The 13936-nt window shown below is 57.4% G+C and carries 11 protein-coding genes; 2 read left to right on the top strand and 9 right to left on the bottom strand.

Going from position 1 to position 13936, the window contains the following annotated elements; all coding sequences use genetic code 11:
- Window positions 1-39: 39 nt before the first annotated feature.
- Window positions 40-915, bottom strand: coding sequence for a glucose-1-phosphate thymidylyltransferase RfbA (gene rfbA, locus EOK75_RS17880; RefSeq protein ID WP_137195369.1), 876 nt, complete (start codon window positions 913-915; stop codon window positions 40-42).
- 14 nt (window positions 916-929) lie between these two features.
- A complete protein-coding gene (locus EOK75_RS17875) occupies window positions 930-1226 on the bottom strand; it encodes a hypothetical protein (protein WP_137195368.1) in 297 nt (98 codons plus the stop codon).
- Between the two features lie 87 nt (window positions 1227-1313).
- Between EOK75_RS17875 and EOK75_RS17870 the strand changes: the two genes are divergently transcribed.
- Window positions 1314-2642 (top strand): aspartate aminotransferase family protein, encoded by a 1329-nt coding sequence (locus EOK75_RS17870; protein ID WP_137195367.1) that lies wholly within the window; start codon window positions 1314-1316, stop codon window positions 2640-2642.
- A gap of 11 nt (window positions 2643-2653) precedes the next feature.
- Window positions 2654-3193 carry a carboxymuconolactone decarboxylase family protein gene (locus EOK75_RS17865; protein WP_137195366.1) on the top strand — a complete coding sequence of 180 codons (540 nt, stop codon included), beginning with the start codon at window positions 2654-2656 and terminating at the stop codon, window positions 3191-3193.
- On the opposite strand, the gene EOK75_RS17860 is transcribed toward EOK75_RS17865, so the two are convergent.
- The 7 genes from EOK75_RS17860 to EOK75_RS17830 form a co-directional block, all read right to left on the bottom strand.
- Window positions 3190-4170, bottom strand: coding sequence for a C45 family autoproteolytic acyltransferase/hydrolase (locus EOK75_RS17860; RefSeq protein ID WP_137195365.1), 981 nt, complete (start codon window positions 4168-4170; stop codon window positions 3190-3192). The two genes, EOK75_RS17865 and EOK75_RS17860, sit on opposite strands and share 4 nt — an antisense overlap.
- Window positions 4171-4191: 21 nt before the next feature.
- A complete protein-coding gene (locus EOK75_RS17855; RefSeq protein WP_137195364.1) occupies window positions 4192-5652 on the bottom strand; it encodes a biotin carboxylase in 1461 nt (486 codons plus the stop codon).
- 52 nt (window positions 5653-5704) lie between these two features.
- Window positions 5705-8443: an aminotransferase class I/II-fold pyridoxal phosphate-dependent enzyme gene (locus tag EOK75_RS17850; protein WP_137195363.1), complete on the bottom strand. Its 2739-nt coding sequence runs from the start codon at window positions 8441-8443 to the stop codon at window positions 5705-5707.
- 78 nt (window positions 8444-8521) lie between these two features.
- Entirely contained in the window at window positions 8522-9541 is a 1020-nt protein-coding gene (locus EOK75_RS17845) for a carbon-nitrogen hydrolase family protein (RefSeq protein ID WP_137195362.1), read from the bottom strand.
- A gap of 67 nt (window positions 9542-9608) precedes the next feature.
- Window positions 9609-10040, bottom strand: coding sequence for a universal stress protein (locus EOK75_RS17840; protein WP_137195361.1), 432 nt, complete (start codon window positions 10038-10040; stop codon window positions 9609-9611).
- Window positions 10041-10057: 17 nt separating this feature from the next.
- On the bottom strand, window positions 10058-12802 hold the full coding sequence (locus tag EOK75_RS17835; protein WP_137195360.1) for a TRAP transporter permease: 2745 nt from the start codon (window positions 12800-12802) through the stop codon (window positions 10058-10060).
- A 96-nt stretch (window positions 12803-12898) separates the two neighbouring features.
- Complete coding sequence (locus EOK75_RS17830; RefSeq protein ID WP_137195359.1) at window positions 12899-13858, bottom strand: TAXI family TRAP transporter solute-binding subunit; 960 nt, start codon at window positions 13856-13858, stop codon at window positions 12899-12901.
- Window positions 13859-13936 lie beyond the last annotated feature (78 nt).

Here is a 13936-nt window from a genome sequence, read left to right as displayed (position 1 = left end):
CAGGCTAGGCCCTCTAATTCGAAACGGGAGGTTGCAGGCTTATTCTTTCGCGAGGCTTTTCAGATGTTGCCCATATTGGTTTTTGCCAAAAGCGGCGCCGCGATCGCTAAGCTGTTTGGCGCTGATCCAGCCATGAGAATAAGCGATCTCATCGGGGCTGCCAACCTGCATTCCCTGACGCTCGGACAGGGTACGCACGAAATTTCCCGCATCCAGCAAGCTGGCATGGGTTCCGGTATCAAGCCATGCATAGCCACGACCCAATTGCTGGACGTTCAAAATCCCGTCTGCAAGGTAGCTTTCCAATAGCGAGGTAATTTCCAGCTCTCCACGAGCCGATGGCTGCACTTTGCGGGCGCGTTCAGGGGCGGAACCGTCAAGGAAGTAAAGCCCTGTCACCGCGTAATTGGAAGGCGGAACCGCAGGTTTTTCAATGATGCCGCGCACCACACCATCAGCGTCGAAATCAACCACGCCATAACGCTCCGGATCGGCCACGTGATAGCCAAAGACAGTACCGCCCGTCGCCAGATCATCCGCCGCCAGCAATGCCTCAGGCAGGGCGTGCCCAAAGAAGATGTTATCGCCCAGCACCATCGCCGAGGGTGCACCGTCCAAAAAGTCCTCAGCCAGAATGTAGGCTTGCGCCAACCCGTCCGGCGAAGGTTGCTCAATATAAGTCAGGCTCAACCCCCATTGGCTGCCATCCCCCAAGGTACGGATGAACTGATCCTGATCTTGTGGCGTGGTGATGATCGCAATTTCGCGGATGCCGGCCAGCATCAACACCGACAAAGGGTAATAGACCATCGGCTTATCATAGATCGGCAGCAACTGCTTTGATACCCCGATGGTAACAGGGTAAAGCCGCGTGCCCGATCCACCGGCAAGAATGATACCTTTGCGTTGCGTCATTGGTTAACTCACTTTCAGTTCTGGCCGATCCGGCCTTTGATCGAATAGGTAATATCGAAATCAGCCGATATTACGGAACAATTAAGGCGCATAGTTGCATGCGGTGACAGCCCTCGCAATGACAGCCCCTCGGATGGAACGGCAATTATCCGCCACATGATTCCCCCGCCGGCATGGCTGCCCAGCGCCTTAAAAGGTTGGCGGCGCTGCTGCAACGCCCCTTGGGCGGCGGGGGTGTTGCGGGTGGCAAGCATGTCACATAGCGCGGCAAATTTTCGGATCTTCAGGAAACGATTGTATCTCAATAGCACTACATGAAACACTTGTTGCAATATCTGTGTTTTGCACCACAATATATGCAGCGTGATTCCAACATCCTCATCAAGCGGGAAACCGAAATGACAAAACTCCTTCATCGCACAATTGGCGCCACCCTTCCGCGCGCTGTTTCCGGTCAGGGCGTCACCATCACCGATAGTGACGGGCGCGCCTATATTGACGGGTCCGGCGGGGCGGCGGTCAGCTGTCTTGGGCATAACCACCCCGAGGTTCTAGCCGCGATGACCACGCAGATGAACGCCATTTCCTATGCCCATACCTCCTTTTTCACCACGGATGTGGCCGAGGAACTGGCCCAGCGGCTGACCGCCCTTGCCCCCGACAGCTTGGACCATGTCTATCTCGTCTCGGGCGGGTCCGAGGCGGTAGAGGCGGCCCTGAAAATGGCACGGCAGTATTTCGTGGAAATCGGCCAACCGCAGCGCCGCCACATCATCGCGCGGCGGCAAAGCTATCACGGCAACACCATCGGCGCGCTGGCCACTGGCGGCAATGCGATGCGCCGCGCCCAGTTCCAGCCGATCCTGCCCGAAACGCACCATGTCTCCCCCTGCTATGCCTACCGCGACCTACAAACCGGCGAAACCCACGCCCAATACGCCGCCCGTCTGGCCGATGAGCTGGAAGCGAAAATCCAGGAACTCGGCGCCGATCAGGTGATGGCCTTTGTTGCCGAACCTGTTGTCGGGGCCACCTTGGGCGCCGTGCCGGCCGTAGAGGGCTATTTTAAACGCATCCGCGAGATTTGCGACCGCCACGGTATTTTGCTGATTTTGGATGAGGTGATGTGCGGCATGGGCCGGACCGGCACAATCTTTGCCTTTGAACAAGAAGGCGTTGTGCCCGATCTGGTGACCATCGCCAAAGGCTTGGGCGGCGGCTTTCAGCCCATCGGCGCGGTGCTTTTGTCGCGCAAAATCTTTGCGGCGTTTCGCGATGGATCGGGCCTGTTCCAGCATGGGCATACCTATATCGGCCATCCCATCGCCGCCGCTGCGGCCAATAAGGTCGTCGAAATTTTAACCCGCGACGGCATGATGGCGCATGTCAACGCCATGGGCGACCGCCTGCAATCGGGGCTGGAGACAGCGCTTGGCCAATCCCCATATGTCGGCGATATCCGCGGTCGGGGCCTGTTCCGCGGGATTGAGATTGTCGCAGACAAGGACAGCAAAGACCCCTTTGATCCCAAGCTAAAAACCTACGCCAAGATCAAAAAAGCCGCTATCGCGCGCGGGCTTTTGTGCTATCCAATGGGCGGCACGATTGACGGGGTGCATGGCGACCATGTGCTTTTGGCCCCGCCCTATATTTGCACCCCCCACGATATCGACCAGATCGTTGACCGGATCGCCGCCGCGATAAATGACGTCACAGCACATAACTAAAGGCCGAACCCATGACCAAATCCCCCTGCCCGCCCGTCACCGATGCCGACTGGCCCGACAGCATCACCGACCTGCGCAATGGTTTCGCCGGCGCGTTGAATGTCTACCGCACGATGGCGCATCACCCCGATTTGCTGCGCGCTTGGGCCCCTTTGCGCCAACATATCGTCAAGGACAGCCGCCTTGGCCCGATCCGTTCCGAGGTGGTGATTTTGCGGGCCGGCCTGCGCTTGGGCTCTGCCTATGAATGGGCGCATCATGTTAGCCGGGCGCGCACCCTTGGCATGGATGATACCCGCATCGCCGCGATCCGCGACATGCCCGAGGGCGAAGACGGGCTGATCGTCCGCGCCGTCGATGCGCTGATGGATGACAAACGCCTTGCCCCCGAACAAGAGGCCGAACTGGCCGCCGCCATCGGGCGCGAAGCCGTGATCGACCTGATTGCCACCGTCGGTTTCTATTCGGTTCTGGGCTATCTTTTGCAGACCTATGACACGCCAATAGACCCCGCCATCGCGGCTGAAATGGAAGAACACCCGCTGCCCTAAGCGGCCGTTTCCGGGGTATAGATCATCCGGTGACCTTCTTGAAAATCATCCAGCGATAGCGGCCAAACCGCCTTGGGCCAATGCAGCGCCATGCTGCGGCGTCTGGGGCGGTAGACAGCGGTGTAAAGCGTGCCGAACCCGCGATCAAAGGCCGTCGAATAGATCGGCGGCTTCAAAAATGCGTTGATAAATTTCCCTTGCGGTTCAATATGAAGGGTAAGTCGTTGCAGCAAAAACCGTTCGCGTTCCACCGTGGCGGTCATTCGCGCATGGGCGTCCCATTCGACACGCTCTTGATGATTGGTTGCCACCGCCGCATGGGTAATTTGGGCGGGACGGTCAGGGGCCATAAACACGGTCCGAAACTTGCGCTTGGCATCAAGCACGGTGACGTTATAGCTCATATGCGTTGGAATACGGGCCAGCGCTGTGGCCGCTTGTTCTGCCGTGGTGCAGGTTTGCAGCACATAGCGCAAAATCAACGGCACGCCAAAGCCGGTGCCCACAACCCGCCGCCCGCCAAAGGTCAAGGACACCGCAAGCCCGGCATCATTGATACCGTCAACCAGCCCCCAAAGCCCGTCGGATGTGCCCATAACGCGCCGGCCCTGCCACGCGGTATGCAGAACCAACCGGTCAAAGGCTTGCGGTGCATAATCATAATTGCGCACCAGCATCGGGTCAGCCCCTTGCCAGATCGCCTGAGAGCATCCCGAAAGATAGGGTGGCGGATTGTGAAATGACAAGAACCGCGCCGCAAGATCGCCCCCGCCCGCAAGTTCACAAAGCTGGTCATAGATCGGCAGGATCTCGGGCATATGGGCGGTCAGGGCCTTGCGGCTTTCCCAATAGGTCGCGCGCGCATCCAGCCCCTCACGCAGCCACCAACGTTGATAATCCGGCCAATATTCCTGAAAAAGCGTGGCCCATTTAGGGCCAAGCTCAGGTTCCGAAATTGCGCGCCATAAAAGTTCCATCACACCGCGCCTAGCAGGTCATTACAGGAACTTGAAGGCCGGATCGGCCAGCGCAGGCCCCGCCTCGGCCACCGGCAGCGGTTTGGCGTGGAACGCATTTTTAATGCCATGCACCCATTTCTTTGCCCGCTCGTTCATCTGGAAACCAGAGGTCATGGACCGCCCGCGCGTCACCAGAATGCCCAGATCGGCCCCTTCATAGCGGTAATCCCCCGGCTTTTGGATGCGCAGGAAAAAGGCCTCGTTCTCGCTTTCCACGGCGCGGCGGTGATAATCAAAACGGTCATAGACCACGCGCCCATCCTCCAGCATCTTATAGATGCCGGTTTGTGGCGCCTCGGTGATGATATCCACGCTGTCATCGGTGTGCTTGATCACCATCTGCGACCAGCTGTCGATCATATCTGGATTGGCCCAACGTGAGTTCAGCTCTGCCACGTCCAGATCAAACGGTTTCTTTGCAAATTCAAGCAGATGGAACAGGAACAACGGCGCATCCGCATGGGCAAAGGCCGCGTGATTGGTCATCGACGAACAGCCGGTGATGCGCGGGTTCAGCTCCCCCAACCACAGATCACCGGTCTTCTTGTCGATCAGGAAATCCAGCTCAAAATAGCCACGATACCCTTCCTTGCGCAGTTGTTCCCCGAACTTGAAGGTCAGGTCACGCGCTTTTTGACGCACCTTGGGCGGGAAGGCGGTGGACAGGATCTCATTGCCACACCAACCGCCGCGATAAGGCGTCAGCTCTTTGAAACCCACCAGTTCCGTCATCAGCGGGCCAACGATGGTGCCTTGCTTGGTCACGCATCCCTCAATCGCCGAGCCGCGGCAATCGATCCGCTTCATGATCTTGATCTCACCCTCGCCGATGATCTCATGCTCATGGCGGCGGAAATCAGCCTCGGATTTGATGAAAAACGTAGTGTGGCCGCTGTCGCCATAGGCCGATTGCAGCACAAGATCATTGCCGATCCCCGCCTTTTCGCAGGTCGCTTTCAGCCCGTCATAGCTTTTGACCTCGGCCAGCACATTCGGCACCGATGGGACGCCGGCCTTATTGCCGATCCGCACGGTTTCAATCTTGTTGTCCATCTTGGTCCGCAGCTTGGCCTTGGGGAACCAGACATCGGCACCCAGCTCTTTTGCCAGCCGTTCCGTTTCCTCATCAAACATCAGGAACACGAACTTCGGCTTGCCGCCGCGCCGCTTTACAAGGTCGATGACCTCTTTGTGCTGCAACAGATAGTTGTTGATATCCTCGATCGACTGGAATTCGGCATGAGGCTGTTCGGACGGGCAAAACACGTTCGGATGGCGGCCATCATAGCAATCGAGATAGCAGATATATTTGAAGTTCTTGCACCACTCATCAATCCCCAACAGGTTAAAGTTGGTCGCCGAGATGAAGTAAATCGGGTCTTCGTTGCGGTGAAAAAAGCGGCGGATTTCGGAGATGTTCTTCAACTGCGATTTGGCCATAAGTAAGATCCTTCCCTGAAAGGCAAACGGTGGGGGGCATCTGCCCCCCGATTTATTTTGCGGCTTGTGCCGTCGTTTTTGTTGTCAGATCGGCAAGTGCCTCGGGCGTGAAAACACGCAAACCAAGGTCGGGGCGATATCCGTGAATTTCATTCACATCCAGCGCGCGCATAAAGGCAAGGATTTCCTCGCTGACCACCTGCCCCGGCACAAGGATCGGAAACCCCGGCGGATAGGGGATGATGAAGGAGGCCGAAACCACATCGCGCCCCTCTTTCATCGCCTGCCTGATGGAACCGTCAAGCTCCAGATAGTCGCATTTGCTTTCATCATAGCTCAGGAAAAACGCGGTGCGGATATCGCCCTCATTGGTGTTGCCGGGGCTAAGGAATGCCTCATGGAACCGGCTGAAATCGGGCAGCGGCGGGTAATCCTGCGTCAGGTTTTTCACCCGCCGCTCAAATGACAACCGCTCCATCTTGGAGGCATCATCGAGCAATTCATCCAGTTCCTTGGCGATCTCGACCAGCACCTCGATCAGATAGGCGACCGAGGACCGCGTGGTGCCGATATTGGTCATGAACAACACGGTATTGCGTGAGGTCTTGTTGATCTGGATGCCGTATTTATCCATCAAAACCTTGGTCTTGAACGTATCGCCATCCCAGCCGGTGCCACCCACGGCCAGCGTAACCCGCGTGGCATCCAGCACAAATTCGTCCTGCTCCCAGCAATCCCAGATGTCGGTCCAGCCCTGCTCGGTATCGTAATAGCTGCTGACCCCGCTTTCACGGTATTCGGCAGGGATCATATCGCCGGCACTCAACACCTTGAAATATTTCTGCAAAAGCGGATGGGAAGCAATCGCACGGCGCATCGACATCGCTGCCTCTACCTGCCGCTGCACAAACTCGAACCCTTCCAGCTCTACCTGACGGCGACCAACATCGAGGCTGGCGATGATCTGGTAATTTGGGCTGGTCGAGGTGTGGGTCATATAGGCTTCATGAAATGCCTGCTCCACCTCGCCCTTGAAATCCTGATCGTTGACATGGATCATCGAGCCCTGCCGCAAACTGGTCAGGGTTTTATGCGTCGATTGCGTGGTATAGACCCGAACCCGCGCATTCGGCGGCGGGATCAGCCGGGTTTTCAGCAGCTTTTCCATATCCGCATCGGCTAGCTTTTCCTGCTGTTTGGCATAAGCTTTGGCGTGTTCCGGCGTGCGCAGCCGTTCGCGGAAGTTATTGGCGGCATTCATGCCGGTGCGCTGGCGATAGGTTGGCCCAAAACGGGCAAAGGCAAACCACGCCTCATCCCACAAAAACACCAGATCGGGCTTAATCGCGAGGCATTCCTCCATCACCCGCTCAACATTATAAACCACGCCATCAAATGTGCAGTTGGTCAGCAAAAGCATCCGCACCCGGTCAAGCTTGCCCTCGGCCTTCATCTGCAACAGGCGGTGCTTGATTTCGCGCAGGGGCACCGCGCCATACATCGAATATTCATTCAGCGGATAGCTGTCGAGATAGCTGACCTGCGCCCCCGCCAGCACCATCCCGTAATGGTGCGATTTGTGGCAATCGCGGTCCACCAGAACGATATCGCCGGGCCGAACCAAAGCCTGCACCACGATTTTGTTGCAGGTCGATGTGCCATTGGTGGAAAAATAGGTGTGCTTGGCGCCAAAGGCACGCGCCGCAAGTTCCTGCGCCTCTTTGATCGTGCCGTGCGGTTCCAGCAAACTATCCAGCCCGCCCGATGTGGCAGAGGTTTCGGCCATAAAGATATTCGGCCCGTAAAACGCCCCCATATCTTGGATCCAATGGCTGCGCGTAATCGACTTGCCGCGGCTAATCGGCATGGCATGAAACACGCCTGTCGGCTGTTTGGAATATTCCTTTAGGGCCGTAAAAAATGGCGTTTTATAGCGTGCCTGAACCCCGCGAAGGATGTTCAGATGCAGCTCCATAAAGTCTTCCTGATTGTAGAAAACCCGCCGGCAAATCCCCAAATCCAGCCCCGCGATTTCCTCAACCGAGCGGTCGGTGACCAGATAGGCATCCAGTTCGGGGCGCACTTTGGCAATCAAGCGGCACAGCTCGGGGCCGTAATCCTCGGGGCTCATGTTCTTGATGTCGTCGGTGCCGCCCGCCAGCTTTAGATAGCGGGTCAAAAGACCCAGATCGACCTTGGATTCCATTTTCAGGCCGGGCCGCACAATAATCGCCTGAATGTTGTGGTTGAACAGCACCCCGATCAGCGCATCCTGAAGCGTCGGCACCACCACCGGCGCATAGGTAAAGGCGTCATCCGGCCTGCGCATAGAGGCCATGTTCTGCCGCAACCACCGTTCCTGATGCTCGTTCACATCATCGACAATCATCACCTCGAAATAAGGTTTCGCCAGCGCCCGCGCATCGGGGGACAGAATCGCCTCATCCTCATTCTCGTCCTTGTCATCCATATCGCGGTCCAGCGGGATATGGCGGCGCCGATATGCCCCCGTCACTAACGCCCGCGCAGCACGGCGCACGGTAAAGGCAACATCCGCCAAATGGCCGTTTTCAAACTGCCGGCGCATATGCTCAAAGGACTGAATGCCGGGAAAGGCCCAATACCGCTCGATCGTTTCCAAGGCATTGAACATTTCCACCACTTTGGCGCGGGTGGCCTTTGCATGGCGGCCTTCGGGTTCACGGGCAAGCTGGTCCAGCGATTGGCGCAACGTGCTCCAATGATCCCCGCGAAGCTGCACTGCCGAATAATAGTCGCTCATGGATTGCATCGCATCGTCCTTTGGCTAAATGTATCGGCCGGGCTGATGTGAAGCCGGGGCAGAACCGCAAGGCCCTGCCCCGGAATATCAGCCCGTAACGGTCTTTCCTGCCACCGGCGTTACCGGCTGTGGGTCCTCGGCTGTGTGGTACGGCTGGTTTTGCGCAAGAAGTTCGGGCGCGGGGGCACCTTTGATGATATCCTCAGGCAAAGTGGTCGCGCCCAAATTCAAAGGCGAAATTCCCGCCGTGGTTCCCTGCTGCGGGATCGCCAAGGGGCCAAGCCCGTGCAAATAGGCATCCGCCCCGCTGGCCCGATCATAGACCGGAAAGTCAACAGACCGGTCTCGGAAGCTTTTGAGAACCTGCCCCAAACCCTTCATACCGGTTTCACGTTGGCGGCGCACCTGATCAAGATCCACTTCAATCGGGAACATATCCTCTTGTCCCGCCGATTGGTGCAACACGGTCGAGGTCGGATCAATCACACAAGACCGCCCGTTGCCGCCCGCGCCCAACCCGTTCACATCAATCACATAGCACTGGAACTGTACCGCCGTGGCGCGGGCAATCGAAAGCTCTGCCTCGCGGTCGGTGGTACCGGTCAGAACGGGGTGCAAAAGCACCTCAACGCCGGCACTGGTCAGTTGGCGCGTGGTTTCGGGGAACCACATATCATAGCAGATCGACAACCCGAAACGCCCAACCTCTGGCACGTCAAAGATACAAAACTCCGTCCCTGCCGCGATGCCATCTTCATAGGGGCGGAACGGAAACATCTTGCGGTATTTCTTGATGACCTGCCCCTGCGGGTTGATCACGGCTGAGGTGTTATAGATCAGCCCATCCTCGGCCTGCTCGAACATAGAGCCGGGGATCAGCCAGATATTGTGCTTGATCGCGGCTTCCTGAAAGCGGTGCAAATGCTCGTTGTCAAAGGGCAATGCAAAGCGCGGCAAGGGGCCAAGCGGGGCGAGTTCCGAAAACAGAACCATCTGTGTCCATGGAAAACGCACCATCAAGATATCAAGACGCTGCAACATTCCGGCAATGTTGGGTTGCAATGCGTTTACGTACATCTGGACGCCGGCAATCGCAAAGGGGGTCATCGGGGATATTCTCCGTTAAGGTGCGGCCACGCGAGTGCGGGCCTTGAGCGTGTTTGCAGTCGCAGCATTATCCCCTGACGACAAGCACAGATACCGGCGATCTGCGCACAACCCTGTCAGCTTGGCTGCCGATCAGAAACTCCCTCACCCGATCCGGCGCAAGTGACGCCATAATCACCAGATCGGCATTAAGGTCCTTGATTTTGGCGATAATCTCTCGGTGAACGGTGCCGTGTTTGACGTGCAGCTTGGCCCCCAAATCCTGCGGGATCTGGTCATTGGCGATGGCGACCAGTTCCGCATTCGCCCGCGCAAGCGCCGTTTTGGCAAAATCCTTGGGCAAAAACCCCGAGACCAGCGGAGAGCCGGTATCAGGTTCCACATAAAGCACATGCAGCGCGGCCCCGTTCAGACGGGCAAGCTTTACCGCCTCGGGCAGCGCCAGTTGCCATGAGGCTTTGGAGGTGACGTCGATTGCAACCAATATCGTTTTTGTCATGGTCTGTCTCCTTTCTCTCAGGCGGTAACGGGACGGATGGTTTTCGCGGCACGTCCGCGCTGCAACATGACCACAAGGGCAAGCAGCAACAAAGCCGGCAGGAACATCCAGTATTTTGACGGAACGTCAATCGGCCGCAACACGCGCAGAACCTCTTGATCCCAATCGAGCCCGGCCTCGGACGCCGCAGAGCCATAAGACACATCATCGATAATCATCTTGTCGCCGTCACTGCGCAGGGCAATACCTGCCGCATCAAGCTTTTCCTCACCCGTGGTGCCAGATGTGATCGGCAGGATGGCCACAAACTCTATCGGGTCGCCCAGTTCGTTCATGCCGGCCACGCGCAGGCGCAAATCCTGCCCCACCGGCGTTGCATCAGCGGCTTGAACCAAAGCGGCAGGGGCCTCTTCGGAATAGGGCGGATAGACCATATCCATCCAGAAACCGGGACGGAACAGCGTGAAGGCAACCAACAGCAAGGCCGCTGTTTCATAAAAGCGGTTACGTGTCAGGAACCAACCTTGGGTCGCAGCGGCAAACAGCAGCATCGCCACCGTCGCTACAATGAACACGAATATACCCTGCATCATCGTCACATTGATCAGCAGCAGTTCCGTGTTGAAGATAAACAGGAACGGCAGCGCCGCCGTGCGCAGGCTGTAAAAGAACGCAATCACGCCGGTTTTGATCGGATCACCGCCCGAAACCGCCGCCGCTGCAAAGCTGGCAAGCCCCACCGGAGGCGTCACATCCGCCATGATCCCGAAGTAGAACACGAACAAATGCACGGCGATCAATGGCACGATCAACCCGTTTTGCTGCCCCAGTGTCACAATCACCGGCGCCAAAAGGGCCGAGACCACGATATAGTTCGCCGTCGTCGGCAGCCCCATCCCGAGGATAAGCGACAGCACCGCCGTCAGCGCCAGAATTGCCAGAATATTCCCGCCCGAAAGCACCTCAACCACATCCGCCAGCGCCGAACCCACGCCAGTCTGGCTAACCACACCCACGATGATACCGGCCGTTGCCGTGGCAATACCGATGCCGATCATATTGCGCGCGCCGGTCACCAACCCGTCAAGCAGGTCCGTGAACCCGTCCCGCACCGCTTGCACCATTTCACCCGAGCCACGCAGTATCGCTAAAATCGGGCGCTGTGTCAGCAGGATGAACACCATATACATCGTGGCCCAGAATGCCGACAGGCCGGGGGAAAGACGGTCCACCATCAAGGCCCAAACCAGTACCACAACCGGCAAGATATAGTGCAAGCCGGCCCGGATCGTTGGCCCCGGCAGCGGCAGCTTTGTCACCGGCTCGTTCGGATCATCCAGCTTCAGCGGCGCCTCACGCGCGGCGATGGCCAGCAAGCCCACGTAAATGGCTGTCAAAAAGGTAAAGATGATATAGCCAGCAGCCGCCGGAAACGCCGGACGGATCCAACCCATACCGTAGTATACCGCCAGCGAAAGCCCGCAGATCACCGCAACGGTAAAGACCATACCGATCAAACGCTGCACAATCGGCTTGGGCACATAAGCGCGCGGCAAGCCTTCCATGCCGGCCTTACAGGCCTCTAGGTGCACAATATAAACCAGCGCGATATAGGAAATCACCGCCGGCACAAAGGCATGGGTAACCACGTCAAAATACGGGATACCCACATATTCCACCATCAAGAACGCCGCAGCGCCCATCACAGGTGGCATGATCTGCCCGTTGACCGAAGAGGCCACCTCAACCGCGCCGGCTTTTTCGGCGCTGAATCCCACCTTCTTCATCAGCGGGATCGTAAACGTCCCCGTTGTCACCACATTGGCAATCGACGATCCCGAAATCAAACCCGTCATCGCCGAGGAGACAACAGCCGCCTTAGCAGGCCCGCCCCGCATGTGACCCATCAAGGAAAAGGCCACCTGAATGAAATAGTTGCCCGCGCCCGCCTTATCCAAAAGCGAGCCGAACAAAACGAAGAGGAACACGAACCCAGTGGAAACTCCCAAGGCGATGCCGAACACACCCTCGGTGGTGATCCACTGGTGGTTCACAATCTCGGAAAGGTTATTGCCCTTATGCGCGATAATTGACGGCATGTTCGGGCCAAGCACGGTGTACACAAGGAACACCGAGGCCACGATCATCAAGGCCGGCCCAAGCGCACGGCGCGTCGCCTCCAGCAACAGCAAGATGCCGATCACGGCAACCACGAAATCTTGCGTGATCGGCGCACCGACCCGGCTAGAGATATCGCGGTAATAGACAAAAAGATAAAGCGCGGCAGCCGCACCGACGATCGCGAGCGCCCATTCCCAAACCGGTATCCGGTCTTTGGGGGAGCCAAGCAAAACCACCGCCGAAATCGAGATTGCAACCGGCATGATCCACCAGACAGAGGCACCCTCTTTGGCGGAATACATCAGCAAGCCACCAACAATCAGCGGCACAAGAACGCCCAGACCAAGCTGGATCGGGCTGCGCGACGCCGGAAAGGCGGCAAAGGCAAGGAACATCGCAAAGGCAAGGTGGATGGACCGCGCCTCGGTATCATTGAAAACGCCGACCCCGATCATGAAGGGCACAGGCGAGGCGATCCAGATCTGGAACAACGACCACGCCAGCGCAACCATCATCAGAAATACGCCAACCGTACCTTGTGATCCGCGCGCGCCGGTATCGGAGGAGGCCACAAGCTCATCAAGTTCAGCCTGACTGAGGCCATGGTTTCCACCGCCTTGCGATTGGTCATTCGTCGCCATCAAAAGTCCCCCTGCGTTACCGTCTATGCGGCAATTCTATCATTTTTCGAACCACAGATTGGGGCGCGGTTACCCGCGCCCCAACAGATTAGGCGATTACATCCAGCCACGCTCGGTGTAGTATTTCACAGCACCGGGGTGCAGTGGCGCGGACAGACCATCTTTGATCATCTCTTCTTCCTTGAGGTTCGCAAAGGCAGGGTGCAGCCCTTTGAAGCGCTCAAAGTTGTCAAACACGGCTTTTACAACCTGATAAACAACCTCATCATCCACATCAGCGGAGGTCACGAAAGTCGCCTTAACACCAAAGGTCTTGGTGTCTTCGTCAGAGCCTTTGTACATGCCGCCAGGAATGGTGGCATACGCATAGAACGGATTGTCCGCGACCAGCTTATCCACGGCCTCGCCGTCAACGGTCACAAGGTTCGCATCCACGGTCGAAACCGCTTCCTGGATGGAGCCGTTGGGGTGGCCAACCGTATAAACGATGGCATCCACCTTGTTATCGCCAAGTGCGGCGGCCTGCTCTGCGGGCTTCAGCTCGGATGCAAGACCGAAGTCATCCATCGTCCAGCCTTTGGCATCAAGCAACACGCCCATAGTTGCCAACTGACCCGAACCGGGGTTGCCGACGTTGACGCGCTTGCCTTTAAGGTCGTCAAAATTCTTGATGTTAGAATCCTGACGCGCGATGACCGAGAAGGGCTCTCCATGCACACCAAATACGGCGCGCAGCTTTTCAACCTGCTTGCCCTCGAATTCGGACGTGCCGTTGAACGCGTGGAACTGCCAGTCGGACTGTGCCACGCCCATATCCATGTCACCCGCCGCAATCGCGTTGATGTTGGCGATGGACCCACCGGTCGAAGGTGCTGTGCATTTCAGGTTATGATCGGCGGTGCCCCGGTTGATCAGGCGGCAAATCGACTGCCCGACAACAAAATAGACCCCGGTCTGACCACCGGTACCGATGGTGATAAACTTCTCTTCCGCCGCAACGGAGCCTGCTGCCAAAGACATGGCGGCAGCTGCGGTAATAGCTTTCCAGTGGATCATTCTTTTCTTCCTTTCGATGTCTCAAAATCGGAGGGCCGCATTTCAGCGACCGATACAGCGTTACATCCTCACCCCGCA

This window comes from Pseudorhodobacter turbinis (genome assembly GCF_005234135.1).
GTDB classification, from domain to species: domain Bacteria; phylum Pseudomonadota; class Alphaproteobacteria; order Rhodobacterales; family Rhodobacteraceae; genus Pseudorhodobacter; species Pseudorhodobacter turbinis.
The sequence above is the reverse complement of the archived record's forward strand: the minus strand, read 5'-3'. Positions and strand labels throughout refer to the sequence as shown.

Bases quoted from the DNA above. Each gene is read 5' to 3' on its own strand.
- EOK75_RS17845 (WP_137195362.1), bottom strand. From the start codon at position 9,541: ATGACCCCCTTTGCGATTGCCGGCGTCCAGATGTACGTAAACGCATTG.
- EOK75_RS17870 (WP_137195367.1), top strand. From the start codon at position 1,314: ATGACAAAACTCCTTCATCGCACAATTGGCGCCACCCTTCCGCGCGCT.
- EOK75_RS17850 (WP_137195363.1), bottom strand. From the start codon at position 8,443: ATGCAATCCATGAGCGACTATTATTCGGCAGTGCAGCTTCGCGGGGAT.
- EOK75_RS17835 (WP_137195360.1), bottom strand. From the start codon at position 12,802: ATGGCGACGAATGACCAATCGCAAGGCGGTGGAAACCATGGCCTCAGT.
- rfbA (WP_137195369.1), bottom strand. From the start codon at position 915: ATGACGCAACGCAAAGGTATCATTCTTGCCGGTGGATCGGGCACGCGG.
- EOK75_RS17865 (WP_137195366.1), top strand. From the start codon at position 2,654: ATGACCAAATCCCCCTGCCCGCCCGTCACCGATGCCGACTGGCCCGAC.
- EOK75_RS17840 (WP_137195361.1), bottom strand. From the start codon at position 10,040: ATGACAAAAACGATATTGGTTGCAATCGACGTCACCTCCAAAGCCTCA.
- EOK75_RS17860 (WP_137195365.1), bottom strand. From the start codon at position 4,170: ATGGAACTTTTATGGCGCGCAATTTCGGAACCTGAGCTTGGCCCTAAA.
- EOK75_RS17830 (WP_137195359.1), bottom strand. From the start codon at position 13,858: ATGATCCACTGGAAAGCTATTACCGCAGCTGCCGCCATGTCTTTGGCA.
- EOK75_RS17855 (WP_137195364.1), bottom strand. From the start codon at position 5,652: ATGGCCAAATCGCAGTTGAAGAACATCTCCGAAATCCGCCGCTTTTTT.